Raw genomic sequence first — 17,805 nt, 5'->3', positions numbered from 1 at the left:
TCGGGCCGCACCCTCGACACGAGCTGTCGGTGGGTGCGGCTAGCCTTGCATCATGGCAAACACCTCAGCGGCGCTGCAGTCGGGCAGTGTTCCGCTCGCCGTTCGGATGCGCCCCAAGAGCCTTGACGAAGTCGCCGGCCAGAAGCACCTGCTGAAACCGGGCTCGCCCCTCGTCAGCCTCGCCACGAGCAAGTCCGGCGACAAAGGCTCGGTATCGGTGATCCTCTGGGGCCCGCCCGGAACCGGCAAGACCACCATCGCGCAGTCGATCGCCCACAGTTCGGGTCGCCGTTTCGTCGAGTTGTCAGCCGTGTCTGCCGGGGTCCGTGATGTGCGCCAGGTGATGGACGAAGCGATGACCAGTCGCGACCTCTACGGCCTCTCCACGGTCCTCTTCCTCGACGAGATCCACCGGTTCACGAAGGCCCAGCAGGATGCCCTCCTGCCCGGTGTCGAGAACGGCTGGGTCATCCTCGTGGCCGCGACCACCGAGAACCCGTCGTTCTCGGTGATCTCGCCGCTTCTGTCGCGTTCTCTCCTGCTGACGCTCGAGCAGCTCACCGACGACGACCTCCGAATCGTCCTCGATCGGGCCATCGACGATCCCCGCGGCCTCGGCGGGCGTTTCGAGGTCACCGCCGACGCGCGCGACACGATCATCCGGTTGGCCTCCGGCGACGCCCGCCGCGCTTTGACCGCTCTGGAGGCGGCATCCGTCAGCGCGGACTCCCTCGCCCAGACCGAACCCGCCGAGGGCACAACGGAGCGGGCGGAGACGCCCGACCCCGATGACGATGACGATGACGATGACGATGACGACGCTCGGCCGAAGGAACCCGCGCCGACGCCGTCCAGCCATCGCCCGGTGATCACCGCCGACGTGGTCTCCTCCGCCGTGGACCGCGCGCTACTCCGGTACGACCGGAACGGCGATGAGCACTACGACGTCATCAGCGCCTTCATCAAATCCATCCGCGGGTCCGACGTCGACGCGGCTTTGCATTACCTGGCGCGAATGATCGAAGCGGGGGAGGACCCCCGCTTCATCTCGCGCCGGATCATCGTGTCGGCCGCCGAAGACATCGGCATGGCCGATCCACAAGCGCTCGTCATCGCCGTCGCCGCCGCGGACTCGGTGCAGTTCATCGGGATGCCCGAGGGCCGGATCCCGCTGGCCGAAGCGGTGGTGTACCTCGCGACGGCCGCCAAGTCGAACGCGTCATACCTCGCCATCGACCGGGCGATCGCCGACGTCCGTGCCGGCAACTTCGGGCGTGTTCCGAAGCCGATGCGCGACGCCCACTACGCCGGGGCCAAACGACTCGGCCACGGCAAGGGCTATCGCTACCCGCACGACGCCGATGTCGGCGTCGTCGAGCAGCAGTACCTGCCAGACGAGCTCCGTGGCGTCCGTTACTACCAGCCCACCCAGCACGGCAACGAACGGGATGTCTCGTCCCGCCTGGCGAAACTGCTGCGGATCGTGCGCGGCGGGCGCGGCTGACGCACCCGGGTCAGGCCCATGCGTGTTAGGATTGCTGCTGGCCTAGGCCCGGTTTGAATGTATGGCTGCACTGAATCGGGTTGACGGACATGTTCTTTAGCCGAACTGTTCCGGCTCACCCCTCTTACTTTCCGGTCGCGCTTCTGTGCGCCGGCACCACATCGTCAGAGATTCCATCGAAAGGAAACCGTGTCTACCAAGTCACGTACACGCAGCAAGACCCGCCTGTCCCGGGCACTGGGCATCGCCCTCACCCCGAAGGCAGCCAAGTACCTCGAGAAGCGCCCCTACGCTCCGGGTGAGCACGGCCGCACCAAGCGCAAGACCGACTCCGACTACGCCGTGCGTCTTCGCGAGAAGCAGCGCCTGCGCGCCCAGTACGGCATCCGCGAGAAGCAGCTGAAGATCGCGTTCGAAGAGGCTCGTCGGGTCAAGGGCCTGACCGGTGAGAACCTCGTCGAGATCCTCGAGACCCGTCTCGACGCTCTCCTCGTGCGTTCCGCCATCGCCCGCACCACCGCGCAGGCACGTCAGATGGTTGTGCACCGCCACATCCTCGTCGACGGCCAGCTCGTCGACCGCCCGTCGTTCCGCGTGAAGCCGGGTCAGCTCATCCACGTCAAGGCACGGAGCGAAGGCACCGAGCCGTTCCAGGTCGCAGCGGCCGGCGGACACGTCGACGTTCTTCCGAAGCTCCCGCCGTACCTCGAGGTCGAGCTCGACAAGCTGCAGGCGCGTCTCGTGCGCGCCCCGAAGCGTGCCGAGGTCCCCGTGACCTGTGAAGTCCAGTTCGTCGTGGAGTACTACGCAGCTCGCTAGGCATTCGCCTCACGCTGGAACGGGGTCGCGGCTATTGCCGCGGCCCCGTTCTTCGTTCCCTTACATCTTCGGCGGGGCCCAAGACTTCACCGATAGGATGAATCGCTTGGACGCATCCGCCCCTCAGTTATGCAAGGAGCCCCTATGAAGAACCTGCTCTGGTTGATCGCAGGAATCGGCGCCGGTTTCGTGGTTGCCCACGAAATCAACAAGACCCAGCGCGGCAAGGAATTCTTCGCCGACCTCGATATCAAGCTTCGGGAGTTCAGCGAGACGGTCGCCGACGCATACAAGGAGCGCGAAGCGGAACTTCGCGACAAGATCGACGACCTCGCCCGGAACGCGGAAGACGCGCTCGGCGATCTCAACAAAAACTGATTCCCGCGCTTCGGCGCACCCCCGAACTTCTCGAACGGACCCATGAAGACCGCTGATATCCGCCAGCGCTGGCTTGATTACTTTGCCGAGCGTGGCCACACCGTCGTCCCCTCTGCCTCGCTGGTCTCAGACGACCCGTCGCTGCTCTTCACCGTCGCCGGCATGGTCCCCTTCGTCCCGTACCTCACCGGCCTCGTTCCGGCACCGTATCCCCGGGCGACAAGCGTGCAGAAGTGCATCCGCACCAACGACATCGAAGAAGTCGGCAAGACCCCCCGCCACGGGACGTTCTTCCAGATGAACGGCAACTTCTCCTTCGGCGACTACTTCAAGGAGGGGGCGATCTCCCACGCGTGGGAGCTGCTCACCACCCCGGAGAACGCCGGCGGGTACGGATTCGACGAGAAAGACCTCTGGGTCACCGTCTACAAGGACGACGACGAAGCGATCGCCCTGTGGAAGAAGATCGCCGGCCTTCCCGAGGAGCGCATCCAGCGCCTGGACAAGGACACCAACTACTGGCACACCGGTCAGCCTGGGCCTGCGGGCCCCTGCTCCGAGATCTTCTTCGACCGGGGCCCGGCCTACGGTGCCGACGGCGGTCCTGCGACCGATGACGACCGGTACGTCGAAATCTGGAACCTCGTGTTCATGCAGTACCTGATCGGCGACGTGAAGTCGAAGACCGAGTTCCGGATCGAACGTGAACTCCCGCGCAAGAACATCGACACCGGCATGGGACTTGAACGCGTCGCGTTCCTCAAGCAGGGCGTCGAGAACATGTACGAGATCGACCAGATCCGTCCAGTCCTCGACCGCGCCGCCGAACTCGCCGGGCGCCGCTACGGCGCCGACCACACCGACGATGTGCGCATGCGCGTCATCGCGGACCACGTCCGCAGCTCGCTCATGCTCATGAGCGACGGGGTATCCCCGTCGAACGAAGGCCGCGGCTACATCCTCCGCCGCCTGATGCGCCGCAGCGTTCGCGCGATGCGTCTCCTCGGCTTCGACGGAGCGTCCTTTCCCGAGCTCTTCGCCGCATCCCGCGATGCCATGAAGAGTTCATACCCCGAAGTCGAGCACGACTACGCGCGGATCTCGCAGGCGGCGTTCGGCGAAGAGGAGACGTTCCTCCGCACGCTGGCCGGCGGGACCACCATCCTCGATCTCGCCGTCACGAAGACGAAAGGTGCGGGAAGCGCCAAGCTCCCGGGCGACACCGCCTTCCTGCTTCACGACACGTACGGCTTCCCGATCGACCTCACCCTCGAGATCGCGGAGGAGGCCGGACTGTCTGTGGACCGCACGGCGTTCGACGCCCTCATGGCGAAGCAGCGGTCGATGGCGAAAGCCGACGCGAAAGCCAAGAAGACGGCCCTCGCCGACCTCTCCGTCTACAGCGCGTTCCGCGCGCACGGCGAGACGGTGTTCACCGGCTACACCGAACTCGAAACGGAATCGCGCATCCTCGGCCTGATCGTCGACGGCCATTCGGTGACGACGGCAGCGGTCGGCGACATCGCCGAAGTGATCCTCGCCGAAACGTCGCTGTACGCGGAGTCCGGCGGGCAAGAAGCCGACCAGGGCCTCATCGTCGGCCCGGGATTCGAGCTCGAAGTCCTCGACGTCCAGAAACCCGTCAAGGGGCTCATCAGCCACAAGGTCCAGGTCTCCCGTGGCGAAGTCGGCGTGGGCAGCCTCGCCCGCAGCGTCGTCGACGCGGACTACCGCCGCGGTGCGAAACAGGCGCACTCCGGCACCCACATCATTCACGCGGCCCTGCGCCAGATCCTCGGCCCGAACGCGCACCAGTCAGGTTCGTACAACAAGGCCGGTTACCTGCGCCTCGACTTCACCTGGAACTCAGGCCTGTCGCCGGAGACGCGCTCCGAGATCGAAGAGGTCTCGAACAACGCCATCCGCGACAACCTCGAGGTCAGCACCCGCGAGCTGCCGCTCGACGAGGCCAAGTCGCTCGGAGCGATGGCGTTGTTCGGCGAGAAGTACGGCGACGTCGTGCGCGTCGTTGACATCGGGGGACCGTGGTCCCGTGAACTCTGCGCAGGCACCCATGTCGCATCCAGCGCCGAGATCGGCATGATCAACCTCGTCAGCGAGTCGAGCGTCGGATCCACCAACCGTCGGGTGGAGTCGCTCGTCGGACTCGAGGCGTTCCGCGACCTCGCCGCAGAGCGGGCCATCGTGTCACAGCTCACCTCCTCTCTGAAGACACCGCGCGACCAGCTTCCCGACCGGATCGCCGAACTTGTCGCGAACCTCAAGCAGGCCGAGAAGAAGATCCAGTCGTTCGAAGCGCGTGCGCTCTCGGAACGCATCCCCGCGCTGGTGTCCACCGCGCGCGACGGCGGCGGCTACCGCCTTGTGGCTGAGTCGCTCGGTGCACTCGCGTCACAGGACGACCTCCGTGCGCTGGTGACCGGTGTCCGTGAACGACTCGGGTCGGCGGCATCCGTCGTGGCGCTGGCTGCCACCGTCAACGATCGTCCGATCGTCATCGTCGCCACCAACGACGCCGCTCGAGGCCTGGGCGCGAAGGCGGGCCAGCTGGCCCGGACCGCCGCGGGGATTCTCGGCGGAGGCGGCGGCGGCAAGGATGACCTCGCCCAGGGCGGCGGTTCGGATGTCACAGCCATCCCGGCCGCGCTGTCCGCCATCGTCGACGCGGTCGCCCGCTAACCCGTGACGGATATGCGCGCGGGCGTCCGGCTCGGTATCGATGTCGGCAAGGCGCGCATCGGCGTAGCCCGGTCAGACGCACACGGGATGCTGGCGACCCCCATCGAGACGGTTCCTCGCGCAGCCACCGGGAACGCCGACATTGGTCGCATTCTCCAGATCGCGGCCGAGCTGGATCCGATCGAGATCGTCGTCGGCCTGCCACTCGCCCTGTCGGGCGGGCACACCGCGTCAACCGACGACGCTGTGACCTTCGCGACCGCGCTGGCCGCAGCATCCGGCATCCCGGTGCGGCTCGTCGACGAGCGTCTTTCCACGGTTTCGGCGCATTCCGCCCTGCGGACGTCGGGAAAACGGCAGAAGGGGTCCCGCGGAATTGTCGACCAGGTCGCCGCCGTCATAATCTTGCAGCATGCCCTCGACACGGAACGGGGCAGTGCGCTGCCACCGGGCTCGCTGGTCGGCACGAACGAAGGATCCCAGGAGTGACTGGACAGACGCCGCGCGACGATGCGTTCGACGCCATTTTCAGACCAGACGGCTCAGAGCCGCCCGCGCCTGCCGCGCCGGATGCCGCAGCACCGATGTCACGGCGTGAGGCACGGGAACAGGCTGCGCGTGCCAGCGCCGCCGCACCCGTCGCAAGCGACGAACCACCACGCGAGTTCCCGGAACCGGCTGAGCCGCCGGCGGGCAGGACTGGCCGGCGAGCGGCAGATTCGGAGTACCCGCCGCGCGAGAAGCGCGGGAAGCGCAAGAAGACCGGCTTGATCGCCGCCATCGTGGTCCTCGTCCTCTTCGCGGGTATCGGCGGAGGCGGGCTCTACGTGTGGAACACCTTCGAGCCGCAGATCCGCGAAGTGATGGGCTGGAAGGAGCCCGTCGACTACGTCGGCAAAGGCGACGGCGAGGTGAAAGTGGCGATCGCGTCAGGCGACGACGGCAGCGACATCGCGCGCACGCTGAAGAACAGCGGCGTCACCAAAACCACCGAAGCCTTCTACGAGCTGCTCCTCACCCAGTCGAGCGAGCCGGTCTTCCACCCGGGCGTCTACCTGCTGGCGAAGAAGATGAGCGCGCAGGCAGCCCTCGATGCGCTGCTCGACCCGGCGAACAAGATCGAACGGACCGTACTTCTGCGCGAGGGAATCACCGGTGCTGAGATACTCACCGAACTCTCCGCCGGCACCGAGATCCCGGTCGAAGAGTTTCAGGCCGCGGTGGCGGATCCGACCATTTATGGTGTTCAGTCCGGCGTGCCGTCGATCGAAGGCTGGCTCTTCCCTGCCCTCTACACGTTCGACCCGGACCTGACTGCCCAGCAGATCATCCAGGTCCTTGTCGACCGCACGATCCAGTCGCTCGACAACGCGGGCGTGCCTGAGGCGGACAGGGAGCGCATCCTGACGATCGCCTCCATCATCCAGCGTGAGGCACGACTGGAGGAGGACTTCTACAAGGTCAGCCGGGTGATCCAGAACCGCCTCGACACCAACATGAACCTCGAGATGGATTCCACCGCCCAGTACGCGGAGGTGACGGAACCGGGCTCGGTCTGGTCGACGAAGGAAGCCCTCGAGTCCGACAACCCGTGGAACACGTACACTCGCCCCGGCCTCCCGATCGGCCCGATCGCCAACCCGGGCGACACAGCCATCGCCGCGGCCATGGCGCCGGCGGAGGGAACCTGGCTGTTCTTCGTCACGGTCAATCTCGACACCGGTGAAACCGTGTTCACGAACACGGTCGCCGAGCACGGCGCCGCGGTTCAGCAACTCAAGGCCTGGTGCACGGCGAACCCGGGCAAGGGCTGCTGATGGTCGACCGTCTCGCCGTCTTCGGCTCCCCGATCGCCCACTCGAAGTCACCGGTGCTGCACCGCACCGCGTACCGGCTGCTCGGTTTCGACTGGGAGTACGACTCCCGTGACGTGGTCGCCGCCGACCTGCCCGGGGTCGTCTCCGGCCTGGGCGACGACTGGCGCGGATTGTCGCTGACCATGCCGCTCAAACAGGTCGCCTACGACCTGGCCGACACGCGGGATGCCATGGCGGAACTCACCGGCGCCGTCAACACCCTCCGATTCGTCGGATCAGGCGCTGGCCGCACCGCGTTCGGCTACAACACCGACGTGGCGGGGATCACCCGGGCCCTGGCCGCCATCGACGTCACCGAAGCAGCACACGTCCACATTCTCGGCGGGGGAGCGACCGCCGCCAGCGCCGTCGTTGCGGCTGCGGAACTCGGCGCGATCTCGGTGTCCGTGCTCGCCCGCTCACCCGAGAAGTCCGAGCCGCTCATCGCGCTCGGGCGGCGCGCCGGCCTCACGGTCGACCTGGCCCGCTTCGGCGACGCCGCGGAGCTTCCCCGGCCGCAACTCGTGATCAGCACCCTGCCCGGCCGGTCCGCATCACCTGTGGCCTATCCGGCGGACGTCCTCGCCCAGGCCGCCCTGCTCGACGTCGCCTACGACCCGTGGCCGAGCGAGCTGGCGACGACGTGGGCGGGGGCTGGCAGGCCGGTCGCGAACGGCCTGTCGATGCTCGTCCAGCAGGCCCTCGTGCAGGTGCGGATTTTTTCGTCCAACGACCCTTTCCAGCGGCTCGACCGCGAGGGCGACGTCCTCGCCGGCATGCTGGCATCCGTCGGCCTCGACGACCGCGGCATCCCCCTCGACTGAACTCGTCGAAGCCCGTCAACGGCTCCGTGCGGCCAGGAAGTCCGCGAAGAGAACGGAGCCGGTCCGGGTGCCAGGGGTGGTGTTGAGTCCCGCTCGGAGCGCGCGGAACATGCCCCCAGGCACCCGAAACGTCACCTGCCTGCGCTGATGCCGCTCTGCCTTCTGCCACTCGGTGGCGGCAGCGCCGGCAGGCCGACGTTCGGGACCGCCGAGGTCGGCCACCCGGCCGGCCGCAGCGCCGGTGGCGAGGGCGGCCAGGGCGTCGGCGACGTCGGAGACGTCGACCGACTGGACCATGACCGACGGGACGAAGAGCACCGGAAGTCGCCGCTGTGCGTCGAAGATCGAGGCGACGAGGGTGTGGAACTGGGTGGCGCGGAGGATCGTGAACGGCAGGCCACTGTTCGCGATCAGGGTTTCGGACCGCAGCTTCTGCCGGTACAGGAAGAACGGGATGCGGTCGACCCCGACGATGGAGATGTAGACGACATGCGGGGATCCTGCCGCCTGCGCGGCGCTCAGCAGGTTCGCCGTGGCCCTCGCGTCGTTGCGGCCTGTCGCGCAGTGCACGAGAACGTCTGCGCCTGCCACGGCCGGGCCGAGCCCGACATTCCGGACCAGGTCACCGGTCACGACACCGGGCCGGGACGAACGGCTCAGCACCCGCACGCTGTTCCCGGCGGCCCGCAGGCGGTCGACGACGAGCCTGCCCAGGTTGCCGGTACCCCCGGTTACCAGAATCTCCACCTGCGTCACCTTTCGTCGTCCTGAACCCCGATTCCCTGCAGGCTAGCGGATGGGCGGCGTTCGAGCGGGCATCGGTGCTGTGGAAGGATAGAGCCATGCTTCGTTGGCTCACTGCCGGAGAGTCTCACGGCCCGGAACTCATTGCAATCGTCGAGGGTCTTCCCGCCGGCGTCCCCGTCTCACTCGACGCCATTCGCGCCGACCTCGCCCGCCGGAAGCTCGGTTACGGCCGCGGTTCGCGGATGAAGTTCGAGCAGGACGAACTCAACATTTCGGGTGGGGTGCGCCACGGTTTCAGCCTCGGCAGCCCGGTCGCCGTGCGCATCGGCAACACCGAATGGCCCAAGTGGGTCGAGGTGATGAACCCTGAACCGGTCGAGGAGACCGAGAAGTCCCGCGGCCGCAGTGCGCCGCTGACCCGCCCGCGCCCCGGCCACGCAGACCTCGTCGGTATGCAGAAGTACAACTTCGATGAGGCCCGTCCCATCCTCGAGCGTGCGAGCGCCCGGGAGACGGCGGCGCGCGTCGCCCTCGGCGCCGTCGCGCGCGGGTTCCTCGCCGAGCTCGGCATCACCCTCGTCAGCCACACCCTGTCGATTGGACCCGTGCGGGTGCCGGAAGGCAGCCCGCTTCCGACGCCGGCTGACGTCGACCAGCTCGACGCCGATCCGCTGCGCTGTTTCGACGCCGCGACCTCCGCGCGGATGGTCGAGGAAGTGGATGCCGCCAAGAAAGACGGCGACACGCTCGGCGGAGTCGTCGAGGTGCTCGCTTACGGGCTGCCGCCTGGCCTCGGTTCGCACGTGCACTGGGACCGCCGGCTCGACGGGCAGCTCGCCCAGGCGCTCATGGGCATCCAGGCGATCAAGGGCGTCGAGGTCGGAGACGGCTTTCTCACCACCACCCGCCGGGGCTCGGACGCGCACGACGAGCTCTTCGCGATCGACGATGAGATCGTCCGGTCGAGCGACAAGGCCGGAGGCACCGAAGGCGGCATGAGCACGGGAACCGTCCTGCGGGTCCGGGCGGGGATGAAACCGATCGCGACCATCCCACACTCGCTCCGCACGGTCGACGTCGCCACCGGCGAGGCCGCCGGCGCGCACCACCAGCGCTCCGATGTCTGTGCCGTCCCCGCTGCCGGGGTCGTCGCCGAAGCCATGGTCGCCCTCGTCCTCGCCAACAGCGTCCTGGAGAAGTTCGGAGGAGACGCCGTCGAAGAGACCCGGCGCAACCTCCAGTCCTACCTCGCCGCCATTCCGGCCGGGCTGAGAACCGCGACGGAATCGACGCCAGAACTCCTGTGAGCGCAGCAGAGCTCCCGCTTCCCCTGGTCCTGATCGGACCGATGGGTGCCGGCAAAACGAAGATCGGCCGCCGGGTCGCCCGTGCGCTCGACGTGCCCTTCATCGACACCGACAAGCGCATCGTCGCCGAGCACGGTGAGATCACCGAGATCTTCGCCGACCGCGGCGAGCCGGCATTCCGTGAACTCGAGCGCGCCGCCGTCGTCGCGGCGCTGGCGGAGCCTGCAGTGGTTTCGCTCGGGGGAGGGGCCGTGCTGAACGCCGACACCCAGGCCGACCTCGCCGCGTGCACCGTCGTCCTGCTGACCATCACCGGTGAGGCGGTCGCCGCGCGGATCAAGACCGAAAAACGACCGTTGTTGAAGAACGGCACAGGCGAGTGGCAGCGCATCTACGACGAACGCCGCCCGGTCTACGAACGACTGGCGACGATCAGCTTCGACACGTCGAGCGAGCCGATCGAGCAGATCGCCGAACGAATTGCCGACTGGGCGAGAGGAACCGCATGACCGAGATCACCACTCTTGAGGTAACCGGAGACGCTGCGTACAGCATCGAGGTGGGCCGCGGCATCCTCGACCGTCTTCCTGCCATGCTCGGCGACCCGGTCGCGAAGATCCTGCTCGTGCACCCGCCCACCCTCGCGGCCAAGGCGGAACAGCTTCGCGACAGCCTCGCCGACCGGTACCAGGTTCTCCTGGCCGAGATCCCGGATGCCGAAACCGGCAAACGGGTCGAGGTCGCCGCATTCTGCTGGCAGATCATGGGGCAGGCGGACTTCACCCGCAGCGACGCCGTGATCGGTTTCGGCGGGGGAGCCACGACCGATGTCGCCGGGTTCGTCGCGGCCACCTGGCTCCGCGGGGTCCGCCTCGTTCAGGTCCCGACCTCAGTCGCGGGCATGGTCGACGCCGCGATCGGCGGCAAGACCGGGATCAACACGAACGAGGGCAAGAACCTCGTCGGCTCGTTCTACGCCCCGGCCGGCGTGATCGTCGACCTCGACCTGCTCGACACCCTTCCGAGGAACGAGATCCTCGCCGGGTTCGCCGAGATCGTGAAATGCGGTTTCATCGCCGAGCCCGAAATCCTCGACCTCATCGAAGCCGACGTCGACGCCGTCACCGACCCGACCTCCGACGCGTTCCGTCGGGTGGTCGAACTGTCGATCGCCCTCAAGGCGCGCGTCGTCAGCGAAGACTTCAAGGAGGGTGGCGTGCGCGAGATCCTCAACTACGGACACACCCTCGGCCATGCCATCGAACACGCGGAACGGTACCAGTGGCGGCACGGCGCAGCCGTTTCCGTCGGCATGATGTTCGCCGCAGAGCTGTCGCGACTGGCCGGGCGCCTTCCGGACGCCGTCGCCGACCGGCACCGGAGCATCCTCGATTCGCTCGACCTTCCGACCGAATACCCGGTCGGCCGCTGGAACACCCTGCTCGCGACGATGCAGCGCGACAAGAAGGCCCGCGCCGGGATGCTCCGCTTCATCGTGCTCGACGACCTCGCGAAGCCGACGGTGCTCGCCGGTCCCGAAACGGCGTTGCTCTTCGCCGCCTACCAGGAGATCGGTTCATGACCACAGTCCTCGTCCTCAACGGCCCCAACCTCGGGCGCCTCGGCTCGCGCGAGCCCGACGTGTACGGCAGCGGCAGCCTCGATGACCTTCGCGTGCTGCTCGAGAGCGACGCGCCCGACGACGTCACCGTCGACCTGCGGCAGACCAACGATGAAGCCGAACTGATCTCCTGGCTGTACGAAGCCGTCGACTCCGGCTGGCCGGTCATCCTCAACCCCGCGGCGTTCACGCACTACAGTTACGCGCTGAGGGATGCCGCCGCGCTCGTTTCGAAGGCCGGCCTCCCGCTGGTCGAAGTGCACATCAGCAACCCGCACGCGCGGGAGACCTTCAGGCACACGAGCGTCATCTCCGGTGTCGCGACCGGGGTGATTGCCGGCTTCGGGTTCGACTCGTACCGGCTCGCACTGACGGCTGTCACGCGCCTGAGCTGAACGCCGTCTTTGGCGCCTCACAGCCGCTGCAGGTAAACTCTGCAGAGACGGCCCCGTCGGGCCGGACCTCTTCCCACTGAAATGGAACCCCCTCTTCATGGCATCTACCGCCGACATCCGTAACGGAATCGTCCTCAACATCGACGGCCAGCTCTGGAACGTCATCGAATTCCAGCACGTCAAGCCGGGCAAGGGCGGCGCGTTCGTCCGCACCAAGCTGAAGAACGTCGTCTCGGGCAAGACCGTCGACCGCACGTACAACGCCGGCACCAAGATCGACATCGAGAATGTCGACCGCCGCGACTTCACCTACCTCTACCAGGACGGTGACTCGTTCGTGTTCATGGACGTCGCCGACTACGACCAGCTCAGCGTCCCCGCCGCCGTCGTCGGTGATGCCTCGAATTTCATGCTCGAGAACCAGGCCGTCACCATCGCCCTGAACAACGGCAACCCGCTGTACGTGGAGCTGCCGGCATCCGTCACTCTTGAGATCACCTACACGGAGCCCGGGCTCCAGGGCGACCGGTCGACCGGCGGCACCAAGCCGGCCACCGTCGAGACCGGGTACGAGATCCAGGTTCCGCTGTTCCTCGAGCAGGGCACCAGGGTCAAGGTCGACACACGCACCGGTGATTACATGGGCCGCGTCAACGACTAGTGAGCGCCCGCAGTAAAGCCCGCAAACGGGCCCTCGACATCCTCTATGGCGCCGATCTCCGGGACCTTCCGCTGCGTGAAGCGCTGACCGTCGAAGCGAAGCGCGCGGCGAGCGAACCGCAGCGTGAAGCATCCTGGCTCTACGCCCGCGACATCGTCGATGGCATCATCGACAACGCCGAAGAGATCGACGAGCAGATCGAGACGTACGCCCAGGGCTGGACCCTCGCGCGCATGCCCGCCGTCGACCGTGCGATCCTGCGGATCGGCGTGTGGGAGGTCTTGTTCAACGACGAGATCCCCGCCGCTGTCGCGATCGACGAAGCCGTGGAGTCGGCCAAGACGCTGTCGACCGACGACTCGGCCGGTTTCGTCAACGGCCTGCTCGGCAAGATCGCGCAGGCGAACGGCTAAGACCGCCTGGTTCGGACGCCCGTCGTCGCACTCCGGTGCGGTGGCGGGCGTTTCGGCGTTGCGGGAGAGTCCCGCCGCCGGTAGCGCACCCCGAGAACACGACCAACCCGGATGCCGCGCGGGTGTTCCTGCGCCGCGCGGGTGCATGTGATGCCGCGCGCGGCAAAATCGCCCGCGCGCCCGCGGGCACGACCATCAGGAACGAGCGTAGGCCCGTTGACCGGGCGATCAGGTCTGAGTATCGTGGCCCGGATCATGAGGGGGACGGCGCTACCGCGTTGGTACGCGCTTTCAGCACCTTTCAAAGGAGAGATCGTGTTCAAGAAATCCCTCATGGCGGTCGGGCTTGCCGCCGGCTTCGTCCTCATCCCCACGGCCGCCTCGGCCCTGGACTGTACCAACGTGTCCCGGCCGCCGGCCGCGTGCGGATCGGTGTGCACCGACGGCCCGATCATCAAGGGCAACTGGGCGTGGCTGCCCAGCGTCTTCCCTGGAGCTCCTGAGGCCTGGGCGTTCGTTCCCCCGGGAACCGTCCAGGGCTTCGGCCTCCCGGGTGAGAACGGCAACTACCAGAGCGGCGAAGGATACGCACTGCTCGTGAACGCCATCTGCGACTCCAACGGGTCCGTGCTGGTCAGCAGGCAGACCGAGCACGGCATCCAGCTCATGGAGGGTTGCCCCTAAACCCCGAACGCGAGTCAGCGGATCAGCGCCTCGCACCTCTCGACGACTTCGCCGGCGCCACCGGCGCCGGCGAAGTCGTCGGCCAGGCGACCGGCCGCCGCGCGGAACGACGAATCAGCCGCCACCCGTCGATACGCCGCGGCGACCTTCGCCGGCGACGGCGTTCCCGTCCTCAGGTCGATTCCGGCACCGCTATACGCCACCCGCGCCGCGATCTCCGGTTTGTCGATGTCGCCGCCGGCCACGATCAGGGGGATGCCGTAACTCAGCGCGGTCAGGACCCCGCCCCACCCGCCGTTGGTGATGACGACGCTCGTGAGCGGGAGCAACTCGTCGTAGTCCACCATCCCGGCGACGCGGGCATTCGGCGGCACCGGAAACGGCAGCCTCGATCCGTCGGCGTGCCCGGTCGCAGCCACGACCAGCACCGCGGCATCCGCCAGGCCGACCATCGTCGGACGCAACAGATCGTCCGGGTCGACGTTGAGAGTGCCCTGGGTGACGTGGACCACGGGAACCCGCGACTCGAGAACGTCGGCCCACCAGGCGGGGCGTCCGGATGCCGCCGGTCGCGTCCGGATGCGGCCGACATAGTGGGTGGTCGCGGGCAGGTCGCTCCGCGGGTAGTCGAGGGAGGCGAGCCCGCTCACGCAGGTCAGCGCCGATGAGACCCACGCGCTGGTGAACTGTGTCGTCGTGCGGGGGAGCCCGACCGCCTCGCGGGTTTCGTTCCAGGCGGTGTGGAGTTTTCTGCTCGCGAGTCGGAACAAGGCCCGGAGGACCCGATCCCTCGTCCGCCCGAGCGCACCACGGGCCGGCCGCAGCGCGAGACCCGACGGGGGCAGGTCCCGACTCGGCGTCATCAAGGGAATCACCGAAAGCGTCGCCCACGGCGCCGAAGTCCTCTCGGCCACGAGCGCCGCCCCGCAGCTCATGCCATCGGCGAGGAGGACGTCCCAGGGTTCCTCGTCCCACGCACGGCTGAGGTCACGGTACTGCCCGGCGCCGCTGCGAATGAACAGGTACTCGAGGTTGGTGCCGGTCTGGCGGAGGCCCTTCTTGCCGCGCAACTGTGGGAACGTGTCCTGGACCGCGTGCTCGTCGAAGTCCGGGGCGTCCTGCCACGGCACCACCCGGGCCCCGGCCGTGCGGAATCGATCCGCATAGGCGGACCCGGTGTACACGCGCACCGAGTGACCGCGGGACAGGAACTCGCCAACGACCGCCTCGACGGGCGCGATATGCCCGGCGAACGGCATCACCGCGACCATGATCCGTGCCATTTGCTGCCTCCCGGTGCCCGCGCCGCCGCGGTGCGCCAGTATCCACCCGAACCGGGCGGCGCCGGAAGGGGTCCGCCGTCAGACCGCCGGCCTCCGTCCGCTCGCGCGGGTGTATTCGCAGGGCGCGCGTGTTCTTTCACCCGCGTGAGACAAAACCACCCGCGCCGGCAAAGGGGCCGCAGTCTGCTCCCCGATCATCGCGGCCGACGCGGGAGAAGGTGAAAGCGGCGAGATAAGGACCGTACGGCCACAGCATCCTTATCCCGCGCCTTTCTCCTTATGCCGCGCCGAAGGCTCACAGCAGGCGGATGCCCCAACGCACGTTTCGCAGGAGAACGCACGCTTGTCAGGAGACTTCCGCCGAATCCGACCTGCTAACCGCACGATCTCCTGTTTTGCGGCCGAGCGGGCAGCACCAAAAAGGTGAAAGGGCACCAGTCAGGACGCACTGGCGGGTCTCAGCGGCCCCGCGGGACCACGAAGTGCGCGACCGCGGCGTCCCGACCGTCGAGCTCCGCCCAGGGAGTGAGGGTCTCGAGCACCGCGAACGCGCTCGTGGGATAGCGTGAGGCGGCGTCGTCTGCCGCGTCGCCGTCGGAGTCGTTCGACGCGAGGCGGGTGACCAGCTCCTGGACGCCCGGCATGTGCGCGACGAGGAGTACGCAACGGGCGGTGTCCGGCACGGCATTGACCACGGCGAGCATGCGCGCAGCTGACGCGGCGTAGAGCGCGTCCTGAAGCTCGGCATCCGGAACATCATCGCCCAATCCCGAACGAACCTCAGCGCAGGTCTGCTGCGCCCGCGTGGCCGTCGAGCAGAGGATGACGTCGGGGCGGATGCCGTTCTCCCGCAGCCAGGTCCCCGCCAGGCGTGCTTCGCGAAAACCACGAGGAAGCAGAGGGCGTTCGACATCGGGGACGCCGGGCGGCCAGGCCGACTTCGCGTGCCGCATGACCAGCAATCGGTTCGACTGATGCTCGCTCATGGCAGCAGCCTAGGGCGCCACCATACATCCGGACAGCCCGTCCATGGCCCGAGCCGTCCCGAACGTCCAGCCGCCGACTGGTAGGCTCGAACAAACAGACAACCTTTAAAGCCGTCCAGAGAGACGGAGAAGGGAGTCCGCATGAGTGCGCGCGTCGTACTTCAGCAGGCTGACATCGCCCGAGCGTTGACCCGGATCTCGCACGAGATCCTTGAGTCCAATCGAGGCGCAGACGACCTCGTCCTTCTCGGTATCCCGACCCGCGGGGTGCTCCTCGCCGACCGGATCGCCGCGATCATCTCCGACATCACCGGCACGCCGATGGAAGCGGGGGCGCTCGACGTGACCATGTACCGCGACGACCTCGCGAAGCATCCGACCCGGACGCCCGCCCCCACCCGCATCCCGGCATCCGGCATCGACGGCAAGACCGTGATCCTCGTCGACGACGTGCTCTACTCGGGCCGCACCATCCGCGCCGCCCTCGACGCGATCAACGACATCGGCCGCCCCCGCGCCGTGCGCCTGGCCGCCCTCGTCGACCGCGGCCACCGCGAACTCCCGATCCGCCCGGACTTCGTCGGCAAGAACCTTCCCAGCGCCCAGACCGAGCGCATCAACGTCCGGCTCGCAGAGCTCGACGGCGCCGACCTCGTCTCGATCGATTCGGCCCGCTGATGCGCCACCTGCTCTCCACCCGCGACCTCGACCGGGACGCCGCCGTCCGCCTGCTCGACGTCGCCGAAGACATGGCAGACACCCAGCAGCGCGAAGTGAAGAAGCTGCCCACCCTGCGCGGCAAGACCGTCGTCAACCTCTTCTTCGAGGACTCCACCCGCACGAGGATCTCGTTCGAAGCCGCCGCGAAACGCCTGAGCGCGGATGTCATCAACTTCAGCGCCAAGGGATCGAGCGTCTCGAAGGGCGAAAGCCTCAAGGACACCGCCCAGACCCTGCAGGCGATGGGGGCGGATGCCGTCGTCATCCGTCACCCCGCCTCGGGCGCCCCGCAGACCCTCGCCACGAGCGGTTGGATCGACGCCGGCATCCTCAACGCCGGCGACGGAACCCACGAACATCCCACCCAGGCACTCCTGGATGCGTTCACCATCCGCAAGCGGGTCCACGGCGCAGCCTCGCGCGGCCGGGACCTCGACGGACTGGCCGTGACCATCGTCGGCGACATCCTCCATTCCCGCGTGGCGCGGTCGAACGTGTGGCTGCTCACCACGCTCGGCGCCACCGTCACCCTCGTCGCCCCGCCGACTCTCGTGCCGGTCGACACCCGGCGCTGGCCGGTCACGATCGGCTACGACCTCGACGAAGCACTTGCCGCCGGACCGGATGTCGTCATGATGCTCCGCATCCAGGGCGAACGGATGCGAGACGCCTTCTTCCCGAACAGCCGCGAGTACTCGAGACGCTGGGGACTCGACGACGGACGACTGCACAGGCTGGAGCCGACTACCATTGTCATGCACCCCGGACCGATGAACCGGGGCCTCGAAATCTCCGCTGCTGCCGCCGACTCACCCATGTCAACCGTGCGCGAACAGGTCACCAACGGGGTTTCCGTGCGAATGGCCGCACTTTATCTGCTGCTTTCCGGCGATCGGGAGAACTAAGA

General features: G+C 67.6%; 18 protein-coding genes and 1 pseudogene. 16 read left to right on the top strand and 3 right to left on the bottom strand.

Features of this window, described 5'->3' with window-relative positions; all coding sequences use genetic code 11:
- The first annotated feature begins 52 nt into the window (after nt 1-52).
- From ABIE24_RS01415 to ABIE24_RS01385, 7 genes are all read left to right on the top strand, one after another.
- Nucleotides 53-1,504, top strand: a complete 1,452-nt coding sequence (locus ABIE24_RS01415) for a replication-associated recombination protein A (protein WP_354496075.1) — start codon at nt 53-55, stop codon at nt 1,502-1,504.
- Between the two features lie 189 nt (nt 1,505-1,693).
- On the top strand, nt 1,694-2,323 hold the full coding sequence (gene rpsD, locus ABIE24_RS01410; RefSeq protein WP_297359944.1) for a 30S ribosomal protein S4: 630 nt from the start codon (nt 1,694-1,696) through the stop codon (nt 2,321-2,323).
- 144 nt (nt 2,324-2,467) lie between these two features.
- A complete protein-coding gene (locus ABIE24_RS01405; RefSeq protein ID WP_090712773.1) occupies nt 2,468-2,701 on the top strand; it encodes a hypothetical protein in 234 nt (77 codons plus the stop codon).
- Nucleotides 2,702-2,743: 42 nt separating this feature from the next.
- Complete coding sequence (alaS, locus tag ABIE24_RS01400; RefSeq protein WP_354496072.1) at nt 2,744-5,401, top strand: alanine--tRNA ligase; 2,658 nt, start codon at nt 2,744-2,746, stop codon at nt 5,399-5,401.
- 12 nt (nt 5,402-5,413) lie between these two features.
- Nucleotides 5,414-5,890: a Holliday junction resolvase RuvX gene (gene ruvX / locus ABIE24_RS01395; protein ID WP_354496426.1), complete on the top strand. Its 477-nt coding sequence runs from the start codon at nt 5,414-5,416 to the stop codon at nt 5,888-5,890.
- On the top strand, nt 5,887-7,218 hold the full coding sequence (gene mltG / locus ABIE24_RS01390; RefSeq protein WP_354496070.1) for an endolytic transglycosylase MltG: 1,332 nt from the start codon (nt 5,887-5,889) through the stop codon (nt 7,216-7,218). Before ruvX ends, mltG begins: the two co-directional genes overlap by 4 nt.
- Nucleotides 7,218-8,081 (top strand): shikimate dehydrogenase, encoded by an 864-nt coding sequence (locus tag ABIE24_RS01385; RefSeq protein WP_354496068.1) that lies wholly within the window; start codon nt 7,218-7,220, stop codon nt 8,079-8,081. Before mltG ends, ABIE24_RS01385 begins: the two co-directional genes overlap by 1 nt.
- Before the next feature lie 15 nt (nt 8,082-8,096).
- On the opposite strand, the gene ABIE24_RS01380 is transcribed toward ABIE24_RS01385, so the two are convergent.
- Entirely contained in the window at nt 8,097-8,828 is a 732-nt protein-coding gene (locus ABIE24_RS01380; protein ID WP_354496066.1) for an SDR family oxidoreductase, read from the bottom strand.
- 95 nt (nt 8,829-8,923) lie between these two features.
- On the opposite strand from ABIE24_RS01380, the gene aroC reads away from it, so the two are divergent.
- The 7 genes from aroC (at nt 8,924) to ABIE24_RS01345 (ending at nt 13,909) form a co-directional block, all read left to right on the top strand.
- Complete coding sequence (gene aroC / locus ABIE24_RS01375) at nt 8,924-10,135, top strand: chorismate synthase (RefSeq protein ID WP_354496064.1); 1,212 nt, start codon at nt 8,924-8,926, stop codon at nt 10,133-10,135.
- Nucleotides 10,136-10,176: 41 nt separating this feature from the next.
- The gene (locus tag ABIE24_RS01370) at nt 10,177-10,644 is read left to right on the top strand and encodes a shikimate kinase (protein WP_502916226.1); all 468 of its coding nucleotides are present in this window, start codon (nt 10,177-10,179) and stop codon (nt 10,642-10,644) included.
- Nucleotides 10,641-11,717, top strand: coding sequence for a 3-dehydroquinate synthase (aroB, locus tag ABIE24_RS01365; RefSeq protein WP_354496060.1), 1,077 nt, complete (start codon nt 10,641-10,643; stop codon nt 11,715-11,717). Before ABIE24_RS01370 ends, aroB begins: the two co-directional genes overlap by 4 nt.
- Complete coding sequence (locus tag ABIE24_RS01360; protein ID WP_354496058.1) at nt 11,714-12,151, top strand: type II 3-dehydroquinate dehydratase; 438 nt, start codon at nt 11,714-11,716, stop codon at nt 12,149-12,151. The genes aroB and ABIE24_RS01360 overlap by 4 nt, the downstream gene beginning before the upstream one ends.
- Nucleotides 12,152-12,248: 97 nt before the next feature.
- Nucleotides 12,249-12,812 (top strand): elongation factor P, encoded by a 564-nt coding sequence (gene efp, locus ABIE24_RS01355; RefSeq protein WP_354496056.1) that lies wholly within the window; start codon nt 12,249-12,251, stop codon nt 12,810-12,812.
- Nucleotides 12,812-13,225 (top strand): transcription antitermination factor NusB, encoded by a 414-nt coding sequence (gene nusB / locus ABIE24_RS01350; protein WP_354496054.1) that lies wholly within the window; start codon nt 12,812-12,814, stop codon nt 13,223-13,225. Before efp ends, nusB begins: the two co-directional genes overlap by 1 nt.
- A gap of 315 nt (nt 13,226-13,540) precedes the next feature.
- On the top strand, nt 13,541-13,909 hold the full coding sequence (locus ABIE24_RS01345; RefSeq protein ID WP_354496052.1) for a hypothetical protein: 369 nt from the start codon (nt 13,541-13,543) through the stop codon (nt 13,907-13,909).
- Nucleotides 13,910-13,923: 14 nt separating this feature from the next.
- Here the strand turns inward: ABIE24_RS01345 and ABIE24_RS01340 are convergent, their stop codons facing one another.
- Nucleotides 13,924-15,192: a glycosyltransferase gene (locus ABIE24_RS01340; protein ID WP_354496050.1), complete on the bottom strand. Its 1,269-nt coding sequence runs from the start codon at nt 15,190-15,192 to the stop codon at nt 13,924-13,926.
- 458 nt (nt 15,193-15,650) lie between these two features.
- Nucleotides 15,651-16,178, bottom strand: coding sequence for a SixA phosphatase family protein (locus ABIE24_RS01335; protein WP_354496048.1), 528 nt, complete (start codon nt 16,176-16,178; stop codon nt 15,651-15,653).
- A 138-nt stretch (nt 16,179-16,316) separates the two neighbouring features.
- Between ABIE24_RS01335 and pyrR the strand changes: the two are divergent.
- Together pyrR and ABIE24_RS01325 are read left to right on the top strand one after the other, a co-directional pair.
- Nucleotides 16,317-16,856: pseudogene (gene pyrR / locus ABIE24_RS01330) on the top strand (bifunctional pyr operon transcriptional regulator/uracil phosphoribosyltransferase PyrR); the annotation flags it as partial.
- Nucleotides 16,856-17,803: an aspartate carbamoyltransferase catalytic subunit gene (locus tag ABIE24_RS01325; RefSeq protein ID WP_354496046.1), complete on the top strand. Its 948-nt coding sequence runs from the start codon at nt 16,856-16,858 to the stop codon at nt 17,801-17,803. The pseudogene pyrR and the gene ABIE24_RS01325, both read left to right, overlap by 1 nt.
- Nucleotides 17,804-17,805 lie beyond the last annotated feature (2 nt).

Source organism: Mycetocola sp. 2940 (assembly GCF_040548835.1).
Classification (GTDB): domain Bacteria; phylum Actinomycetota; class Actinomycetes; order Actinomycetales; family Microbacteriaceae; genus Mycetocola_A.
This window is presented reverse-complemented; position numbering and strand designations above follow the sequence as displayed.